Origin of the sequence: Rhodococcus opacus B4, assembly GCF_000010805.1 — a bacterium.
Classification (GTDB): Bacteria; Actinomycetota; Actinomycetes; order Mycobacteriales; family Mycobacteriaceae; genus Rhodococcus_F; species Rhodococcus_F opacus_C.
This window is the reverse complement of record NC_012522.1, coordinates 7,058,259-7,077,404: the sequence shown is the minus strand read 5'-3', so window position 1 is coordinate 7,077,404 and position 19,146 is coordinate 7,058,259. Positions and strand designations below refer to the sequence as shown.

Genomic DNA, 19,146 nt, shown 5'->3' with positions numbered 1-19,146 from the left:
AGGTATTAGGACGCCTGATTCTCGCGCATCCGCCACCGGATGCCCGATTCGAGGAATCCGTCGATGTCACCGTCGAGCACCGACGACGGGTTGTTGACCTCGTACTCGGTGCGCAGATCCTTGACCATCTGGTACGGGTGCAGCACGTACGACCGCATCTGGTTGCCCCAGGAACTGCCGCCGTCGCCCTTGAGCGCGTCCATCTCGGCGCGCTCCTCCTTGCGCTTGACCTCGAGCAGCTTGGCCTGCAGGACCCGCATCGCCGACACCTTGTTCTGCAGCTGCGACTTCTCGTTCTGACAGGTCACGACGATGCCGGTCGGGATGTGTGTCAACCGGACCGCGGAGTCGGTGGTGTTGACGGACTGCCCACCAGGGCCCGAGGAGCGGTACACGTCGACGCGGACGTCGTTCTCGTTGACGTCGATGTGGTCGGTGGTCTCGACCACGGGCAGCACCTCGACCTCGGCGAACGACGTCTGGCGGCGGCCCTGGTTGTCGAACGGGCTGATCCGGACCAGCCGGTGCGTTCCCATCTCGACGGACAGGGTTCCGTAGCTGTACGGCGCCTTGACCGCGAACGTCGCGCTCTTGATGCCGGCCTCTTCCGCGTAGGACGTGTCGTAGACCTCGACGCCGTAGCCGTGCTTCTCCGCCCAGCGGATGTACATGCGCATCAGCATCTCGGCCCAGTCGGCGGCGTCGACGCCACCGGCGCCGGAGCGGATGTTGACCAGCGCGTCACGCTCGTCGTATTCGCCGGAGAGCATCGTCTTGACTTCCATCGCGGCGATGTCCTCGCGCAGGCTGTGCCGCTCGGCGTCGGCGTCCGCGATGGCCTCCGCGCCCTCGTCCTCGGCGAGTTCGTACAGCACCGGCATGTCGTCGAGCCGCGTTCGCAGTTCCTCGACGCGGCGCAGTTCGGCCTGGGAATGCGAGAGCTGGCTGGTGACCTGCTGGGCGTGCTCCTGGTCGTTCCACAGCTCCGGATCGGCGGCCTGATGTTCGAGCTCGTCGATGCGGCGGCGCAACTCCTCCACGTCCAGCACCGATTCGACGGTACGGAGGGTGGTGTCGAGCTCGCTGAGGTCTGCGGATACGTCGGGATGCACGGTTCCCAAGGTTACCGGGTGCGCGCCCGGGCCCTCTCACCCCTGCTTCCCAGCCGAAGTCACCCCTTCCGATCGCGTCGAGTCAAACCCTTGCGGACCCCGGATGCACCTTGTTGCATGCACGGGTACGCACTTGTTTGTGCCGCCATTCCGGACGGAGTCGACGATGACCGTGACCGACCACTACCTGAAGAACAACGAGGAGTACGCCGCCGGATTCACCGGGCCACTTCCCCTCCCGCCGAGCAAGCACGTCGCGGTCCTCGCCTGCATGGACGCGCGTCTGGACGTCTACCGGATCCTCGGCATCCAGGAGGGTGAATCGCACGTCATCCGCAATGCCGGCGGGGTGGTGACCGACGACGAGATCCGGTCTCTCGCGATCAGCCAGCGACTGCTCGGCACCACCGAGATCATCCTCATCCACCACACGGACTGCGGGATGCTCACATTCACGGACGACGACTTCAAGAAGTCCATCCAGGACGAGGTCGGTATCAAGCCGGCCTGGTCGGCCGAGGCGTTCTCCGACCTCGACGAGGACGTCCGGCAGTCGCTGCGCCGCATCCAGTCCAGCCCGTTCATCACGGCGACCACGTCCCTCCGAGGGTTCGTCTTCGACGTCGCCACCGGCAAGCTCGCCGAAGTGAAGATCGACTGAGTCCCCCCGGCGCGGTACGAGTAATCTGTGCGACCGTGACCGACCTTCACGCCGACCTGCAGCTCGCCCTCCGAATCGCCGACGAGGCGGACGCGATCACCAGGGCCCGATTCGGGGCGCTCGACCTGTCGGTCGACGACAAGCCGGACCTCACACCGGTTACCGACGCCGACCTGGCCGTGGAACGCGCAGTGCGCGCGACGCTGGAAGCCGAGCGGCCCGCCGACGCCGTCCTGGGTGAGGAGTTCGGCGGCGACGCGCAGTTCGCGGGACGTCAATGGGTGGTCGACCCGATCGACGGCACCAAGAACTTCGTCCGCGGCGTCCCCATCTGGGCCACGCTGATCGCGTTGCTCGAGGACGGCGTTCCCACTGTCGGCGTCGTCAGCGCCCCGGCACTCGCGCGCCGCTGGTGGGCCGCGTCCGGCGGGGGCGCCTGGTCGACGTTCGACGGGTCCGAGCCCGCACGCCTCGCCGTCTCCTCCGTCGACCGACTGGGATCGGCCAGTCTCACGTTCTCGAGTCTGTCGGGTTGGAAGGACCTCGGCATCCGCGAACAGTTCCTCTCCCTCACCGACGACGTGTGGCGGGTCCGCGGATTCGGTGATTTCTTCTCCTACTGCCTGCTCGCCGAGGGCGCCGTCGACATCGCCGCCGAGCCCGAGGTGTCGCTGTGGGACCTCGCTCCCCTCGACGTTCTGGTGCGCGAGGCCGGCGGCCGCTTCACCAACCTCGCCGGCGCCGACGGCCCGCACGGGGGCAGCGCACTGGCCACCAACACGCTGCTCCACGACGAGGCGCTGTCCCGCCTGCGCTCGAACCGACACGGGGACTAACACAGACAACGGGTTCCGACAAGACTCCGACGGAGGAGTCCGGCTCACCCATCCTCGGCCCCGAGGAGGACGGAACGTCGGCGTCGGTCCCGAAGAATTTCTCCTGAGCCAATTCCGCCGCGATCCGCGCGGCGACGGAACCCAGGAGAATCGTGACAGCCCTTGCAAGACGTACCTTTCTGATGGGATTGGCGGCCGCGCCGTTCGTGGTGACCGCCGCCTGCGTCTCCGGAGGATCGGAATCCGCCGCCCCCGCCCGCGGGAAATTCGCCCGGCGACTGCCGATTCCGCCGTTGGCCGCGTCCACTGTGGACGATTCCGGGGTCCGCCACTTCACGCTCACTGCACGAGCGGGCACGTCCGAGATCCTGCCCGGTCGCGGGACCCCCACCTGGGGGTACGGCGAATCGATGCTCGGCCCGACTCTTCGCGCCCGGCGAGGTGAAGTTGTCGCCTTCGCCATCGACAACGAATTGCCCGAGCCGACGTCGGTGCACTGGCACGGCATGCACGTCCCGGCCAGATGCGACGGCGGACCGCACCAGTCGATCGAGCCCGGCGCGCGGTGGGAACCGTCGTGGACGGTGAACCAGCCGGCCGCCACGCTCTGGTACCACCCGCATCCGCACGGCTCCACCGAGAAGCACGTCTACCGCGGCCTCGCCGGACTCTTCCTCGTCGACGACGGCACGACCGACACCCTCGATCTACCGAAAACGTATGGGCTGGACGATATTCCGCTGATCATCCAGGACAGGCGGTTCACCGCGGCCGGTGCACTGGACGAATCGGACCCGACGGACGTCGGCCTGCTCGGCGACACGATCGTCACGAACGGAATCGCCGGCGCACACCTTCCCGTCAGCACCGGTCTGATCAGATTGCGCGTCCTCAACGGCTCGTCGGGCCGCCTCTACAACCTCGGTTTCTCCGACGAGCGCGAGTTCCACCTGATCGCGACGGACGGGGGCCTCCTCGGCGAACCGGTACCCCTTCGACGGATCCAGGTCAGTCCGGGAGAACGGATCGAACTCGTCGTCGCAGCGGGTGACGGCCGCGCCGTGATGCTGCGTTCGCATCCGATCGAGGGCCGGGGCGGCGTCGACCGCGGCGACGCCGCCGGGTACGGCCTCGAGGATACGTTCGACGTCCTCGAATTGCGCCCGGACCGCGAGCTTCTCCCCTCCCGGCCGATACCGCCCACGCTGGCGGCCGTCCCGCGACTCGACCCGGCCACCGCTGCCGCGGAGCGGAGTTTCGAACTGCGATGGTTCATGATCAACGGGGCGCGAATGGACATGAACCGCATCGACTTCGCCCCCGTCGTCGGCACCACGGAGGTGTGGACGGTGCGCAACGTCGACAACTGGCCACACAACTTCCATGTCCACGACGTGCAATTCCAGATCGTCGACCTCGACGGCTCCCCACCACCCCCGGCGCTGGCCGGCTGGAAGGACACCGTGTACACGCCTCCCGGAACCGAGATCCGGCTGGCGATGCGTTTCACCGACTACACCGATGCGACGTACCCCTACATGTTCCACTGCCATCTTCTGCTCCACGAGGACCGCGGAATGATGGGGCAGTTCCTCGTCCTGGAGCCAGGTCAGCGGCCGGCTCCGATGACAATGGCGATGCCGTCGGACGACCACCACGGCGGCTAGAGCCGGGTGTGGGCGAACACGGCCAGTCGAACCCGGTTGTCGCAGCCCGTCTTCTCCATCAGGTTCGCCACGTGCGTCTTCACCGTCGTGACCCCGATGTGGAGGCGGGCCGCGATCTCCTGATTGCCCAGCCCTTCCCCCACCAGCGTCAGCACTTCTCTCTCCCGCCCGGTCAGTGCGACCGACGTCGAGGAGCGCTCATCCGAAGGTGCGGTGTCCAGCGCCCGGTCGACGAGGCGGCGAAGGAGCGCGGGGGTGAAGATCGTGTCACCGGCCGCCGTCCGGCGAATCGCGTTCAGGAGTTCGGCGGGATCGGTGTCCTTGACGAGGAATCCGGCTGCCCCCGCGGCCAGTGCGGGATAGAAATGGTCATCGTCGTCGAACGTGGTGAGAACCAGAACCTTCACCGCCGAGTGTGAGCTCGCGATCTGCCGGGTCGCCGCGATCCCGTCGAGTCCCGGCATGCGCAGGTCCATCAGGATCACGTCGGGTGAGCACTCGGCCACCAGCCGGACCGCGTCCAGTCCGTTGGACGCCTCGCCGACCACCTCGATGTCGTCCGTCGCCTCACACAACATCCGCAGTCCGGCGCGGACGAGCCGCTGGTCGTCGACTATCAGTACCCGTATCACTGGCCCACAACCTCATTCGTGCCGGTGTCGTCGCCGACACGACCGGGCAGCCAGGCATCGACCACCCACCCGTTCACGGTATCCGTCACTCCGAGGGTGCCGCCCGCGAGTTCCACCCGTTCGCCCATGCCGATGATGCCGTGCCCCTCCGAGTGATCCGCGGGGGTGGCGCGGTGGCCGGTGCTGGTCACCCGCAGAGCGATTCCGCCGGCGTTCGGTTCGAGTGTCACGGACACGGCACCACCTGGAGTGGAGTGCCGCATCGCATTCGTCAGCGATTCCTGCACCACACGCAGCAGAGTCAGCCGGCCGATCGCGTCGAGGCGGGCGATGCCGGGGTCGATGTCCGCCGCCACCGGGAAGCCCGCTGCTCGCGTGCGATCGACCGCCGCGGCGATCTCGATCGGCAGCGCGTCGGGTTCCACGAGCGCCACGTCGCCCATCGAAGGATCGCGCAACGCGACGAGCAGCCGCCGGATGTCGGCGAGAGCATCGGATGCGGTCCGGTGCACGTCCTCGAGCACCGACCTCGTCGGGCCGTCCACGTCCCTCAGCACGTGCTGCGCCACCCCGATCCGGAGGACGATCGACGCCATGTGGTGCGCGACGAGATCGTGAAGTTCCCGGGCCAGCGCGTTGCGCTCGGCGACCACGGCGCGGGACCGGTCCTCCAGCCGGCGCGACTCGGCTTCGGCGGCGCGCTGGCGGTACGTCGCGGCGAGGTCCCGCTGCGCGCGGAGATAGAGACCGAGCAGGAGTGGCAGTCCGACGTACGCGACGGTGGACACGACGGTGGCAACCCGCCAGAACGTGCCGTAGGAGTCCCACCGGAGACCTGCCACCACCGCCGCCGTCCAGCAGAGCGTGGCGGCGAGGATCGCCGGCGCCCGCCGGGCTCGCATCGCGACGTCGACCAGTGCGACCGCGCCGAGGTAGGGGACCAAATCGGAGAGCCCCCAGGCGTGCGCCGCGAACATCGGAACCGCGAGCACGGACGTGACGATCGACACCGCCAGCGGCCACCGGCCCCCGGCGGCGAACACGACTGCGGCCGTCATCGCGAGCAGCCAGTAGCTCGGGGGTACGCGGTACTCGCCGGGGAACGTGCTCGCCAATAGCAGCAACGGCACGAGCAGGAGGGGCGCGAGACGTAGGAGAGGACGCAGCCGACGAATCGCGGGGATCTCGATCACCGCTTCACCGTAGGTGAGTGGATTCGCCGCCACCTCCTCCCCGAGCAGGAGCCGGACGTTCCCCTGAAGGTCGCACCCACCCGAACTTACTCAATAGTAGACACCAACCTTACTGCTGAGTAAGATCGATCGTGTCCACGCCCGAACACCGAGAAACAGCTGGTGATCATGAGCAAGCAAGACACTGTTGCCCCCAACCGCCGGGCGAAGCGGAATCCCCGCGACACGTCGGCCGTCGGACTGAATCCCGTCAAGCGCGACGCCATGGGTGCCGCGATGCGCGTGCTGACCAAAATCACCGGATCCGATCTGGCCGAGAAGTACAACCTGCGCCAGACGATCGACCGGGTGACCTACGAAGGCACGAAGACCGGCTTCAAGACCCTCGGCGCCGCGACCCGCGGATTCCAGAAGGTGTCCGGCGGCGGCGCGCCGAAACGCCTCCCCGACAACCCGGCCGCCAAGGCCGGCTACTTCGACCTCACCCCGAGCGACGAGCAGCAGATGATCGTCGAGACCGTGCGCGAGTTCGCCGCCGAGATCCTGCGGCCCGCCGGGCACGACGCCGACGCGGCCGCCGCCGCACCGGCGGATCTGGTGAAGCGCGCCGCCGAACTCGGCATCACCCTGATCAACGTTCCCGAGGAACTCGACGGGGCCGCCAGCGAGCGAGGCGCCGTCACCAATTCCCTCGTCGCCGAGGCTCTCGCGCACGGCGACATGGGGCTCGCGCTGCCGATCCTGGCGCCGAGCGGCGTCGCCGTCGCCCTCACCCAGTGGGGCACCGATTCCCAGCAGAAGACCTACCTGCCCTCGTTCACGGGCGAGCAGGTTCCGAATGCAGCCGTGGTCGTCAACGAGCCCCGCGCACTGTTCGATCCGTTTGCGTTGCAGACCAAGGCGGTACGCTCCCCCAGCGGATACAAACTCAACGGCGTCAAGAGCCTCGTTCCCGCCGCCGCTTCGTCGGAACTGTTCATCGTGGCCGCCGAACTCGACGGAAAACCGTCCTTCTTCATCGTCGAGGCCGACACCAAGGGACTCGTCGTGGAGGCGGACCCGAGCATGGGCCTGCGCGCCGCCGGTCTCGGCCGGCTCAACCTCACCGACGTCGCCGTGCCCGAGTCGGGTCTGCTCGGCGCCGCCGAGGCCGACGCGCGGAAGGCCGAATACGCCGACGCCATCCGGCTGGCCCGCCTCGGCTGGGCGTCGCTCGCGGTCGGCACCGGCCAAGCTGTTCTCGACTACGTGATCCCCTACGTCAACGAGCGGGTCGCATTCGGTGAGCCGATCAGCAATCGTCAGGCGGTCGCCTTCATGGTCGCGAACATCGGCATCGAACTCGACGGCCTGCGCCTGGTCACGTTGCGCGGCGCGTCCCGCGCCGAGCAGGGACTCTCCTTCGCCCGCGAATCGGCCCTCGCCCGAAAACTGGCGTCCGAGAAGGGCATGCAGATCGGTCTCGACGGCGTCCAGCTGCTCGGAGGCCACGGCTACACCAAGGAACATCCCGTGGAGCGCTGGTACCGCGATCTGCGTGCCATCGGCGTCGCCGAGGGCATCGTCCTGATCTGAGCGGCCGGATTCGAACTAAGGAACAGTCATGATCAACCTCGAACTTCCCAAGAAGCTCAAAGCCTCCGCGAACCAGGCGCACCAGGTTGCGGCAGAAATCTTCCGGCCGATCTCCCGCAAGTACGACCTCGCGGAGCACGCCTATCCCAAGGAACTCGACACCATGGCCGCCATGGTGGAGGGTCTCAACGACTCCGGTAAGGGGGCGGCGGGCGCCGCCCTCGGACGCGGCGACGAACCGAAGGTCATCGGGAACGTCAACGGCGGCAACATGTCCTCGCTGATGAACGTCATCGAAACCTGCTGGGGCGACGTGGGTCTCACCCTCGCCATCCCCTACCAGGGACTCGGCAACTCGGCCATCGCGGCGGTCGCCACCGACGAGCAGCTCGAGCGGTTCGGCAAGGTGTGGGCGTCGATGGCCATCACCGAACCCGGTTTCGGTTCCGACTCGGCCGCCGTCACCACCACCGCGGTCCTCGACGGCGACGAATACGTCCTCAACGGTGAGAAGATCTTCGTCACCGCCGGTGAGCGGTCCACCCACATCGTCGTGTGGGCCACCGTGGACAAGACCAAGGGCCGCGCCGCGATCAAGTCGTTCGTCGTCCCGCGCGACGCCCCGGGCCTGAGCGTCGCCCGCCTCGAGCACAAGCTGGGCGTCAAGGCGTCGGACACGGCGGTGCTGCTGCTGCAGGACTGCCGGATCCCGAAGGACAACCTGCTCGGCACGCCGGAAGTCAACGTCGAGAAGGGCTTTGCCGGCGTCATGCAGACGTTCGACAACACCCGTCCGATCGTCGCCGGCATGGCGGTCGGCCTGGGCCGCGCCGCGCTCGAGGAACTGCGCGCCATCCTCTCCGACGCCGGTGTGGAGATCTCGTACGACACCCCCGCGTACAACCAGCACGCGGCCGCCGCCGAGTTCCTGCAACTCGAGGCCGACTGGGAGGCCGCCTACCTGCTCGCTCTGCGGGCGACGTGGATGGCGGACAACAAGAAGCCCAACTCACTCGAGGCGTCGATGTCGAAGGCGAAGGCCGGCCGCACCGGAACCGCCATCTCCCTCAAGGCCGTCGAACTCGCAGGCACATTGGGATACTCGGAGCGCCCGCTGCTCGAGAAGTGGGCACGCGACTCGAAGATCCTCGACATCTTCGAGGGCACACAGCAGATCCAGCAGCTGATCGTGGCCCGCCGTCTGCTCGGGAAGTCGTCGGCCGAGCTGAAGTAGCAGTTCGAGGGCACTTTACTCGAGGGGTGTGGCCCCCGCCGCGCTCACCTGCGGCGGGGGCTTCTTCGTACTGGATCCGGCCGCGCGTTTCCCTGACGGTGCGGCTTCGCCGGACCACGCTGGTGGACCCTCCCCGTCCTCTACGCTGAACGGGACACCCGTCACTGCAGCCGGAAGGGTTCTCCATGCCAGCTCAGCACATCCTCACCAAGATCGCGGACACCGTGGGAGCTGTGCGGGTGATGAACCGCGCAGGCCTCGTTCCGTTTCCCCGCGTCGACCAGGGCGTCCGATCCATTCTGGCGGTGCGGAAGTACGGCCCGTTCGCAGGACCCGTCCACGCGAATGCCGAGGCCGGCCTGGATGCGGTGGCGATCATCGACGAGCGCGGCCCGCTCACCTACGCCGACATCGAGGAACAGTCCAACGCCCTGGTGCGAGGGTGGCAGGCCGACGGCATCACGCCCGGGTCCGTCATGGGATGCATGTGCCGCAATCATCGTGGCCTGGTGCTCACGATGCTCGCCGCCGCCAAGAACGGCACCAAGCTGGTGCTGATGAATACCGGTTTCGCTCGGCCGCAACTCGTCGACGTCGCCGCCCGCGAGCAGGTACAGGCCTTCGTGTACGACGACGAATTCCACGCGGTCGCCGAGGCCCTCCCGGACGAGGTGCTCGTCTATCGCTCATGGGCAGAAGACGATTCGACGTCCCGGGTCCGCACACTCGACGACGTGATGGAGGGCCGAGACCGCGCGTCGCTGCCCGCACCGTCCGCGCTCGGCGGATTCGTCCTCCTCACCAGCGGCACCACCGGCACACCGAAGGGCGCTCCCCGCGGACACACGTCGCCACTCGCGTCGGCACAGTTCCTCGACCGGGTCCCACTGCGACGCGGCCAGACGATGATGATGGCGGCCCCCGCGTTCCACGGGACGGGAGTCTCCCAGTTCGCGCTCGCGCTGGCATTGGGCCAGACCGTGGCGATGCATCGGAAGTTCGATCCGGAGAACACGATTCGCCTGGTCGAGAAGCACCGCTGCGACACGCTGGTCGTCGTTCCCACCATGCTGCAGCGCATCATCGATCTCGGGCCGGAGACGTTGGCGAAGTACGATACGTCGAGTCTGAAGATCATCTTCGCGGCCGGATCCGCGCTCTCGCCCGACCTCTGCAAGCGCACCACCGCCGCGTTCGGCAAGGTGCTCCACAATCTGTACGGTTCCACCGAGGTCGCCGTCGCCACCGTCGCGACACCCGCCGACCTCGAACTGGCGCCGGGCACTGCGGGACGGGCTCCCGTCACCTGCCACGTGGAACTCTACGACGAGTCGAGTCGACGGATCACCGAGCCCGAGACCGTCGGACGCATCTTCGTCGCCAGCGGCCTCAGCTTCTCCGGATACACGGACGGTCGCGACAAGGAGCGCATCAACGGCCTGCTGTCGACGGGCGACGTAGGGCACTTCGACCGCAACGGACTGCTCTTCGTGGACGGCCGCGACGACGACATGATCGTCTCCGGCGGCGAGAACGTCTACCCGCTCGAGGTCGAGAACCTGCTCGCCGACCGCGAGGACGTGCTCGAGGCCGCCGTGATCGGTGTCGAGGACTCCGAGTTCGGCCATCGCCTCAGGGCTTTCGTCGTGCCTGCTCCCGGGTCCGCGAAGGACGCCGAGGAGATGAAGGCCCACGTCAAGTCGAATCTGGCGCGGTACAAAGTGCCCCGCGAGATCATCTTCATCGAGGAACTCCCCCGCAACGCGACCGGCAAGTTGCTGCGCCGCGTCCTGATCGAGATGGACGTCACGGAGAGCTGACCGCTACCGACGGCAGATAAAAAAGAACCGGTGCCCTGGACTCCAGGACACCGGTTCTTCGGTGGTAGCGGGGACAGGATTTGAACCTGCGACCTCTGGGTTATGAGCCCAGCGAGCTACCGAGCTGCTCCACCCCGCGCTGCATGAACAAAGTTACACGAGCGAACGAACGGATTGCAAATCGCCCGGAAAGAGGCCGACCAGCAACCTTTCAGCACCACTCGAGTCACATCCGTTACCTAAAAGTTATGACCTCCGTCACAATCTCGGGAAAATCTGTAACACTTGCGGAACCCGCAACTCGGCGGTCGACCTGCGAAAACACCGTGCGTTCATCCCAGTATTTGGACGCCCGTCACAGAAAATCGGCCCGTGACCATTCCGTGATCGCCGCGTACGTTCGTTGCCAGCCCGAAACCAACGGGCAACGCCGACCCGCCGCAGCTCGACCTGCCCCAGCGGGATCCGGAATCCCGACACCTCGAGGGGCAGGACGAGGACAGATCGACCGCCGGGTCGGCACACCAGCCGCCACCCACACGACCACCTCGTCGGCAGGCGCGGAGAGGAACCAACCACATGATCAATTCCAGCATCGTCAAGCGGACCATGGGCGCAGTCGCACTCACCGGAGCAGTCATCGGAGTGCCGCTCGGTCTGAGCACCGGCACCGCCTCGGCCGCTTCCGGAGACTGGGACGCTGTCGCAGCGTGCGAGAGCAGCGGAAACTGGGCCGCCGACACCGGAAACGGCTTCTCGGGTGGCCTGCAGTTCACCGACAGCACCTGGGCGGCGAACGGCGGCTCCGGCTCGCCTGCGAACGCCTCGCGCGAGGAGCAGATCCGTGTTGCCGAGAACGTCCTGGCAACCCAGGGACCCGGCGCCTGGCCGGTCTGCGGACAGTACCTCTGATCCGCACCCCACACTTGCCCGAGTGCCCTGCGCGCAGCACGACCGCGCGCAGGGCACTCGCGTGTGACACGGCGTCGGCATACACCACCACGAGTCGTTTCCTCGCCATTTCCGCGTGAGCTGCTGCACAAATTCGTGGTGATCCCCGCCACATAACAGCGGTGTAACGAATCGACTCCGAAACGATATCGACGGCCTCTGACCTGCACGAACGGAGGAAATCCGCCCTCGATGCCGGACAGCTGTCCACCGTTTTCGCCGGGTGAACTGCGGGCGAAGCTCCCGTACGGTCGCTCTCGGCCCGAAACAACCGGGCGAAAGCCGGCCCGCCGCTGCTAGCTCTGCCCCGCGGGTTCGGAATCCCCGAAACCTTCGAGGGGCAGGGACGCGGCACAGAATCGCAGCCCGGCGCGACGACGCGAAGTCGTCGCCCGCAGGCCGGCCACGCCAGCAAGCGCGGAGAGGATTGACCCCGCATGACCAATCACAGCATCAGCAAGCGTGCCCTCGGCTGGATCGCCGTCACCGGAGCCGTCGTCGCCGTCCCGCTCGGACTGAGCGCCGGCACCGCCTCCGCCGCCTCCCACAACTGGGACGGCGTCGCAGCGTGCGAGAGCGGCGGCAACTGGGGAATCAACACCGGAAACGGCTACTACGGGGGCCTGCAGTTCTCGCAGAGCACCTGGGAGGCCAACGGCGGCAGCGGCTCGGCGTCGAACGCCAGCAAGGCCGAGCAGGTCCGTGTCGCCGAGAATGTTCTCGCGACGCAGGGCCAGGGTGCCTGGCCCGTGTGCGGCCAGTACCTGACCACCGGTGGCGGCGACGTCGCCGAGGCTCCCGCTCCCGCTCCCGACCCCACCCCGGCGCCCGCCCCCGCGGCACCGGCACAGGTCCAGGCGCCCGCCCCGGTACAGCCCGCCGCGCAGCAGGCACTGGACACCGCGCGTCAGGTCGCCGAGCAGAACGGCTACGGACAGCAGTTCCAGCAGCTCGTGGACGCCAACCCGCAGCTGGTCGACGCGCTGCGCTGATCTTCCGCTCGCATACGACGAGGCCCTGTCATCCGGTTCGGATGACAGGGCCTCGTTCGTTCTCCCGGTGAAACGCCTCTACTTCGGGATCGCCTCGTACGCGGCGACCGCCTTCTGCACCCGGGCGAGGGCCGCACCGTATGCCGCGAAGTCACCGCTGCGCTGCGCCGCCGTCAACGCGTCGAGCGACGCATCCAGCTCCGCCACAGCCGCCGAGACGTCCGTGCCGGACGGCGGAGTCGCCGGCGCAGTGGGCGCCGGCGGCGCCGCACCCTGCTCGACGGGCGGCGTCGTGCCCGTCTCCGGAGGTGTCCCCTCCTCGGCGCTGGGCGCCGTGGCTACCGAGCCGGTGCCGGCGCCGAACACCTGGTCGAGCGCCTGTGCCAGTGTCGGGGCGTACCCGACGCGCACGCTGTTACTCGGCGGTGGCTCGCGGTAGCTCACCAGCACTCGGGACAGCTGCGGGAACGTCGACGTGTTCGGGCCCGTCGAACTTCGCTCCGTATACATCGGTTCGACGTACAGGATGCCGCCGTTCGCGATCGGCAGGGTCAGCAGGTTGCCGTACTGAATCTTGTTCGATCTCTCGAGCAGCGTTCTCTCCGACGCCACCCGCGGATCGGAGATCATCGAGTTCTGCGTCTGCTGCGGACCCTGAGTCTGGGTGTCCGTCGGCAGTTGGAGCACCGTGAACTTGCCGTAGTTCTCCGGGTCCGACTTCACCGACAGATAGGCGGAGAGGAACTCGCGGCTGTAACCCACCATCGCACTGGTCAGGTTGAAGGACGGTTTCCCGGTCTCTGGATCACCGACCAGCACGTAGTACGGCGGCTGGTTCGCGCTCGTGTCGATCGTGGGATCGCTCGGCACCGACCAGAACGCGTTGTTGGTGAAGAACTCCTTCGGGTCGTCCACGTGGTACTTGGCGAGCATCTCGCGCTGCACCTTGAACAGGTCCTCGGGATAACGGAAGTGCGCGCGCAGTTCGTCGGGAATCGAATCCGCGGGCTGAACGGCGTCGGGGAACACACCCATCCACGCGTCGAGCACGGGATCGTTCTGGTCCACCTGGTAGAGCTTCACGGTGCCGTCGTACGCGTCGACGGTGGCCTTCACCGAGTTGCGGATGTAGGACACCTCCTTGCGGGGCAGCAGACGGCCGGTGTTCTGGTCGATGCTGTCCTCGACGAGTCCGTCGAGCGAGCTGCGCTGCGCGTACGGGTAATCCTGCAGCGTGGTGTAGGCGTCCACGATCCAGACGACCTTGCCGTCGACGACGGCCGGGTACGAATCACCGTCCGCGGTCAGCCACGGTGCGACGTGTGTGACCCGGTCCCGGGGGTCCCGGTTGTAGATGATCTTCGAATCCGAACCGATGGCACCGGAGAACAGGATGTTGCGTTCGGTGTATTTCGCCGCGAACGCCAGCCGGTTGAACCAGTTGCCGATCGGCACACCACCCGAACCGGTGTACGTGTAGCGCGAGGTGTCCGTGTCGTACTCCCGCGGATCCGAACCCTCGGAACCGCCGACGATCGCGTAGTCGGCATCGGTGTCGGCGATGACCTCGCCGTAGTAGATGCGCGGCTGCTCGACCGGGATGACCTGATCGCCGGCAGCCTGTGAGGCGATGTCGCTCACCATGTAGACCGGGTAACCGCTGTTGCTGTTGGCGGCTTCCTCCGCCGACTCGCCCGCGGCGGCGTTCACCCGGTTCGCGGGGGCCGCGACCAGTCCGTTGCCGTGCGTGTAGACGGTGTGCTTGTTGATCCAGTCCGTCTGGTTGCCCGTCAGGCTCTTCGACGACAACTCGCGGGCCGCGACGATGTAGTCCCGCATCTCCCCGTCGATGTCGTACCTGTCGATGTCGAGCGTCGGCGGGAAACCGTAGAAGTTCTTCAGCTGCTGCTGCTGGGTGAACGTCCGCGACAGGATGTTCGGGTCCAGCAGTCGCGTGTTCGCGATCGTCGTCACGTCGGCGGGCACGTCACGCGGCGGCGTCGTCCCGTACCCCTGATAGTCCTGGTACTCGACCTTGTCGTCGGTGATGCCGTACGCCTGCCGGGTGGCGGCGATGTTCCGCTCGATGTACGCGCTCTCCTTGTCGGCGGCGTTGGGACGCACCGAGAACTGCTCCACCACGAGCGGCCACACCGCGCCGACCAGGATCGACGAGAGCACGAGAAGGGCTGTGGCCATTGCGGGAATCCGCAGATCGCGCAGGAAGATCGCGGCGAAGAACGCGCCCGCGCAGATGACCGCGATGGCCAGCAGGATCAGCTTCGCCTGCAGCACCGCGTTCATGTCGGTGTAGCTACCACCGGTGAACGTGGGCTCCTTACGGCTGCTCGACAGCAGGGAATACCGGTCGAACCAGTACGCGACGGCCTTGAGGAGAATGAACGTTCCCGCCAGCACCGCCAACTGGACTCGCGCCGCATTGGTCAGCGCCCCGCCCCGGCCCGCGAGCTTGAGGCCACCGAAGATGTAGTGCGTCACCAGGCTCGCGAAGAACGCCAGCAGCACCGCCACGAACAGCCAATTGAGCACGAAACGGTAGAACGGCAGATCGAACGTGTAGAAACCGACGTCGAGGCCGAATTCGGGATCGGCGACGCCGAACGAGCCGCCGTTGACGAACAGCTGCACCGTCACCCAGCTGGACTGGGCGATCAGGCCCGCGAGCAGTCCCACTGCGATCGGAATCGCGAGGCCGAACAGGCGCAGCCGGGTCATCACCGTGGTGCGGTACCGCGCCACCGGATCGTTGGGACCCGACACCGGCACGAACACCGGCCGCGAACGGTACGCGAGCAGCAGTGCCAGCCAGACGATTCCGCCGACCACCACCCCCACCACGAGGAAGAGCAGCAGACGGGTGACGAGGACCGTGGTGAAGACACCACGGAATCCGACCTCACCGAACCACAACCAGTCCGTGTACGTGCTGATCAGCCGCGGGCCCACCAGCAGCAGGGCCGCGACGACGAGCGCCAGCACCAGCAGCACTCGACTGCGTTTGGACAACGACGGTAAACCTGCGGGGGGCCGCATGCCCACGTGCCACACTCCAAGAACTCGGCGACGCTCTCACGCCGCGGTCGACTGCACCGTTCCATCGTCCACACCCCGAACAGCGAGGGCGTGACCGTTTCGTCCCACTCTACGTAACAACCGAGAGTTGCCGCCGTCGGTCCTGTTCCGGGGGTGCGAAGATGGGTCCCGTGAGTGAAGAGAATGTGAACCGAGAGACGGACGCCCTCGCCCGCTGTGTGCGTGAGGTGGTCGAATTCGTCGATGCCGGAGGGTGGGATCAGCCGCCCCAGATGTTCGCACTCGTCCCGACCGAACTCCTCGCGGCCGCCGAACCGAGCCTGCTCGACCAACTCGCCGACGGCGCGGAATTGACCCCGGTGGAACAGGATCCGTTCCCCGGCGACATCGACGGCGGGTCACGCGCGCTCGACGAATTCCTCGCCACCACCAGCTGGCCCGAGTCCGTGGTCGGGTGCGCCCTCGTCCAGGAGATCGTCGTCCTGCCGCCCGAGGCGGAATCCGATCTCGACGACGCCCTCGTGCCCCTCCTGTCCGACCGCGACGCCGCCGACGACGCCGCGCGGGCCGCGGCCGAGTCCCACCCCGACCGCCGGTCTGCCCGGCTCATCGCCGCCGTGCTGCGCGACGGACCGTCGCTGTGCCTGATGCAGTTGCGTCCCGACGAGGACGCCGACCCCTACGCCGGGATAGAACTGCTCACCTACGAGGACCTGGCGCCGAATCTCGTCAGCGCGCTGTACGCCACCCTCGACGCCACGGAAGACGACTGACGGTCAGCAGTGCGGTGCGTCGGCTCCGGTGTTGACGGCCTCGAGCGCGTCGACGGCTCCGTCGAGGTTCTCGACCTTCACCAGCCGGAGCCCGTCGGGTGCGCCCTGGCGGGCCTCGTCGCAGTTCTTTGCCGGCACGAGGAACGTCTCGGCGCCCGCCTCGGACGCGGCGATCAACTTGTACTTGATGCCGCCGATGGGGCCGACGTCGCCGTCGGAGTCGATCGTGCCGGTGCCGGCGACGAACTTGCCGCCGTTGAGTTCGCCCGGGCTGAGCTTGTCGATCACGGCGAGCGTGAACATGAGTCCCGCCGACGGGCCGCCCACGTCGGCGAGGTTGAAGTCGATGGTGAACGGGACGTCGGGGACTTCCTCCGGCGTGATCCCCAGGTAGCCCTTGGCCTCGTCGTCCGGGCGGGAACCGAGCACCACCCGCACCGTCGTCTCCGCGCCGTCACGCCGGATCACGATCGGCACCTCGGTGTTCGGGGGCACGTCGGCCACCGCCTCCTGCACGCCGCCGACCGTCGACACCGGTTTCCCGTCGACACTGACCAGAACGTCGCCTTCACGCAGGAGCCCCTGGGAGGGGCCGTCCTCACCGACCTTGGCGATCCGCAGGTCCACCGGCTCGTCCAGGAAGTGGAGCGCCGCGAGTTCCGCGCTGTCCTCCGACTGCTGGAAGTCGGCGTCGTTCTCCTGCTTGACCTCGTCCTTCGACTTGTCCGGCGGGTACACCTCCTCGCGGGGCACGATGCCCTGGCGTCCACTGGCCCACAGTCCGAACGCTTCGAACACGTTGAGGTCGTCGCGCACGGCGACGGTCGTCATGTTGAGGTGGCCGGCGGTGTCGTCCACGTCCGTTCCCTCGATGGCGACGACCTGCTCACCACCCACCTCACCCAGGGTGTTGAACGTGGGTCCCGGCCCGAGAGCCACGTACGGCACCTTGATCACGGTGCCGAGGATGCCGAGTACCACGATCGGGGCCAGCGCAGCCAGAAGCGTCACGATCCGTCGATTCACCTGGACCAGCGTAGAGCGCGAACGGGCGGGCACCGCTGTCGGCCGTCCGCGTGTTCGCCGTCAGCGTGACGCGGCCGGCAGCCACCGAACCATGCGCCTTGTACCGTTGAGTCATGAGCAATCCGCCCTTCGGCTTCTCCAAACCCGACGACGATCCCGATCGTGACAAGAACACGGGGGATCAGAACGGGCCCGACCGCGACAAGAACGCGGGCGGTACCGGCGACTTCGGTTTCGGGGCGGGTGGTTTCCCCGCCGGGGGGTTCGACCCGGCCGCCCTCGGCCAGATGTTCACTCAGTTCGGCCAGATGCTGAGCGGGATGGGCACGTCGATGGGGTCCGGTGAGCAGACCGGTCCGGTCAACTACGAGATCGCGAAGAAGCTCGCCCGCCAGCAGATGGGCTCCGTCGCTCCGATCACCCAGGGCAACTCCGAGGCGATCGCCGACGCCTCACGGCTCGCCGAACTGTGGCTGGACGCCGCGACGACACTGCCCGCGGGCGCGTCGAAGACCGTCGCGTGGACGCCCAACGACTGGCTCGACAACACTCTCGACACCTGGAAGCGGCTGTGCGACCCGGTGGCGGAGAAGGTGTCGGGCATGTGGGTGCAGGGGCTGCCCGAAGAGGCGCAGCAGATGGCAGGCCCCATGATCGGCATGATGAGCCAGATGGGTGGCCTCGCGTTCGGCTCCCAGCTCGGCCAGGCGCTGGGCCAGTTGTCGAAGGAGGTCCTCACGTCCACCGACATCGGCCTGCCCCTCGGTCCGGCGGGGACGGGCGCACTGCTTCCCGCCGCGGTGGAGCGGTTCAGCAAGGGGCTCGAACAGCCCGATCGGGAGATCCTCGTCTTCCTCGCCGCACGTGAGGCCGCCTACCAGCGCCTCTACAGCCATGTCCCGTGGCTGCGTCAGCGTCTTCTCGCCACCGTCGAGGAGTACGCCCGCGGCATCACGATGGACTTCTCCGCGATCGAGGACATGGCGAAGGGGCTCGATCCGTCCGCGCTGACCGATCCCTCGCAGCTCGAGAACATCCTGCAGCAGGGTGCGTTCGAACCGCAGACCACACCCGAGCAGAAGCAGGCCCTCGAGCGACTCGAGACCCTGCTCGCCCTCATCGAGGGCTGGGTCGAGGTCGTCGTCGCGTCGGCGCTGAACGACCGCCTTCCCGGCGTCGCGGCCCTCAGCGAGACGCTCCGCCGCAGGCGCGCGACCGGCGGTCCCGCCGAACAGACGTTCGCGACACTCGTCGGGCTCGAACTGCGTCCCCGCAAGGTCCGCGAGGCCGCCCAGCTGTGGACCCGCCTGACGTCCGAGTCGACCGTCGACGCCCGCGACGGTGTGTGGGCCCACCCCGACCTGCTGCCCGACTCGTCCGATCTCGACAGCCCGGACGCGTTCGTCGAACGTGTCCTCGGCGGCGGCGACGGCGGCGACTTCGACAATCCGATGGCGCAGCTGGAGGCGACGGAGGCCCGCGAGCGGGCCGAGGAGGCCGAACGCGGCAAGTCCGGCAAGGACGACGAACCGGAGTCCTGACCCCGGATCGCACCAATCGTGCGGTAGCTGGAAGTCCGCAGGTCGAACCACGTTTCGGCCTGTGGACAACTCGCCTTTT

Annotated in this window: 15 protein-coding genes and 1 tRNA gene; 10 read left to right on the top strand and 6 right to left on the bottom strand. The window is 67.5% G+C overall.

Features of this window, described 5'->3' with window-relative positions:
* Positions 1-5 precede the first annotated feature (5 nt).
* Positions 6-1,112 carry a peptide chain release factor 2 gene (prfB, locus tag ROP_RS32085; RefSeq protein WP_015890161.1) on the bottom strand — a complete coding sequence of 369 codons (1,107 nt, stop codon included), beginning with the start codon at positions 1,110-1,112 and terminating at the stop codon, positions 6-8.
* A 166-nt stretch (positions 1,113-1,278) separates the two neighbouring features.
* Here prfB and ROP_RS32080 point away from each other — a divergent pair, with 166 nt between their 5' ends.
* The 3 genes from ROP_RS32080 (at position 1,279) to ROP_RS32070 (ending at position 4,276) form a co-directional block, all read left to right on the top strand.
* A complete protein-coding gene (locus tag ROP_RS32080) occupies positions 1,279-1,773 on the top strand; it encodes a beta-class carbonic anhydrase (RefSeq protein ID WP_015890160.1) in 495 nt (164 codons plus the stop codon).
* Between the two features lie 35 nt (positions 1,774-1,808).
* Positions 1,809-2,609 (top strand): histidinol-phosphatase, encoded by an 801-nt coding sequence (gene hisN / locus ROP_RS32075; RefSeq protein WP_015890159.1) that lies wholly within the window; start codon positions 1,809-1,811, stop codon positions 2,607-2,609.
* A 152-nt stretch (positions 2,610-2,761) separates the two neighbouring features.
* On the top strand, positions 2,762-4,276 hold the full coding sequence (locus ROP_RS32070) for a multicopper oxidase family protein (protein WP_015890158.1): 1,515 nt from the start codon (positions 2,762-2,764) through the stop codon (positions 4,274-4,276).
* On the opposite strand, the gene ROP_RS32065 is transcribed toward ROP_RS32070, so the two are convergent.
* Positions 4,273-4,908, bottom strand: a complete 636-nt coding sequence (locus tag ROP_RS32065; RefSeq protein ID WP_015890157.1) for a response regulator transcription factor — start codon at positions 4,906-4,908, stop codon at positions 4,273-4,275. The genes ROP_RS32070 and ROP_RS32065 overlap by 4 nt on opposite strands.
* A complete protein-coding gene (locus ROP_RS32060; protein WP_015890156.1) occupies positions 4,905-6,134 on the bottom strand; it encodes a sensor histidine kinase in 1,230 nt (409 codons plus the stop codon). Before ROP_RS32060 ends, ROP_RS32065 begins: the two co-directional genes overlap by 4 nt.
* Before the next feature lie 129 nt (positions 6,135-6,263).
* Between ROP_RS32060 and ROP_RS32055 the strand changes: the two genes are divergently transcribed.
* From ROP_RS32055 to ROP_RS32045, 3 genes are all read left to right on the top strand, one after another.
* Complete coding sequence (locus ROP_RS32055) at positions 6,264-7,676, top strand: acyl-CoA dehydrogenase family protein (RefSeq protein ID WP_015890155.1); 1,413 nt, start codon at positions 6,264-6,266, stop codon at positions 7,674-7,676.
* A 28-nt stretch (positions 7,677-7,704) separates the two neighbouring features.
* Complete coding sequence (locus ROP_RS32050) at positions 7,705-8,910, top strand: acyl-CoA dehydrogenase family protein (RefSeq protein ID WP_015890154.1); 1,206 nt, start codon at positions 7,705-7,707, stop codon at positions 8,908-8,910.
* A gap of 185 nt (positions 8,911-9,095) precedes the next feature.
* Positions 9,096-10,730: an acyl-CoA synthetase gene (locus tag ROP_RS32045; protein WP_015890153.1), complete on the top strand. Its 1,635-nt coding sequence runs from the start codon at positions 9,096-9,098 to the stop codon at positions 10,728-10,730.
* A gap of 62 nt (positions 10,731-10,792) precedes the next feature.
* Here ROP_RS32045 and ROP_RS32040 read toward each other — a convergent pair.
* Positions 10,793-10,869: transfer RNA gene (locus ROP_RS32040), tRNA-Met, on the bottom strand.
* A 440-nt stretch (positions 10,870-11,309) separates the two neighbouring features.
* Here ROP_RS32040 and ROP_RS32035 point away from each other — a divergent pair.
* Positions 11,310-11,642, top strand: a complete 333-nt coding sequence (locus ROP_RS32035) for a transglycosylase family protein (protein ID WP_015890152.1) — start codon at positions 11,310-11,312, stop codon at positions 11,640-11,642.
* A 476-nt stretch (positions 11,643-12,118) separates the two neighbouring features.
* The gene (locus ROP_RS32030; protein WP_015890151.1) at positions 12,119-12,673 is read left to right on the top strand and encodes a transglycosylase family protein; all 555 of its coding nucleotides are present in this window, start codon (positions 12,119-12,121) and stop codon (positions 12,671-12,673) included.
* 78 nt (positions 12,674-12,751) lie between these two features.
* On the opposite strand, the gene ROP_RS32025 is transcribed toward ROP_RS32030, so the two are convergent.
* A complete protein-coding gene (locus ROP_RS32025; RefSeq protein ID WP_015890150.1) occupies positions 12,752-15,733 on the bottom strand; it encodes a UPF0182 family protein in 2,982 nt (993 codons plus the stop codon).
* Positions 15,734-15,888: 155 nt separating this feature from the next.
* Between ROP_RS32025 and ROP_RS32020 the strand changes: the two genes are divergently transcribed.
* Complete coding sequence (locus tag ROP_RS32020; RefSeq protein ID WP_015890149.1) at positions 15,889-16,500, top strand: PPA1309 family protein; 612 nt, start codon at positions 15,889-15,891, stop codon at positions 16,498-16,500.
* A 3-nt stretch (positions 16,501-16,503) separates the two neighbouring features.
* Here the strand turns inward: ROP_RS32020 and ROP_RS32015 are convergent, their stop codons facing one another.
* Positions 16,504-17,526 (bottom strand): YlbL family protein, encoded by a 1,023-nt coding sequence (locus ROP_RS32015; RefSeq protein WP_043825768.1) that lies wholly within the window; start codon positions 17,524-17,526, stop codon positions 16,504-16,506.
* A 113-nt stretch (positions 17,527-17,639) separates the two neighbouring features.
* Between ROP_RS32015 and ROP_RS32010 the strand changes: the two genes are divergently transcribed.
* Complete coding sequence (locus ROP_RS32010) at positions 17,640-19,067, top strand: zinc-dependent metalloprotease (protein ID WP_015890147.1); 1,428 nt, start codon at positions 17,640-17,642, stop codon at positions 19,065-19,067.
* Positions 19,068-19,146 lie beyond the last annotated feature (79 nt).

Excerpts from the sequence above, each read along its gene's own strand:
- ROP_RS32045 (WP_015890153.1), top strand. The coding sequence starts at position 9,096 with ATGCCAGCTCAGCACATCCTCACCAAGATCGCGGACACCGTGGGAGCT.
- ROP_RS32030 (WP_015890151.1), top strand. The coding sequence starts at position 12,119 with ATGACCAATCACAGCATCAGCAAGCGTGCCCTCGGCTGGATCGCCGTC.
- ROP_RS32020 (WP_015890149.1), top strand. The coding sequence starts at position 15,889 with ATGGGTCCCGTGAGTGAAGAGAATGTGAACCGAGAGACGGACGCCCTC.
- ROP_RS32035 (WP_015890152.1), top strand. The coding sequence starts at position 11,310 with ATGATCAATTCCAGCATCGTCAAGCGGACCATGGGCGCAGTCGCACTC.
- ROP_RS32050 (WP_015890154.1), top strand. The coding sequence starts at position 7,705 with ATGATCAACCTCGAACTTCCCAAGAAGCTCAAAGCCTCCGCGAACCAG.
- ROP_RS32010 (WP_015890147.1), top strand. The coding sequence starts at position 17,640 with ATGAGCAATCCGCCCTTCGGCTTCTCCAAACCCGACGACGATCCCGAT.
- ROP_RS32080 (WP_015890160.1), top strand. The coding sequence starts at position 1,279 with ATGACCGTGACCGACCACTACCTGAAGAACAACGAGGAGTACGCCGCC.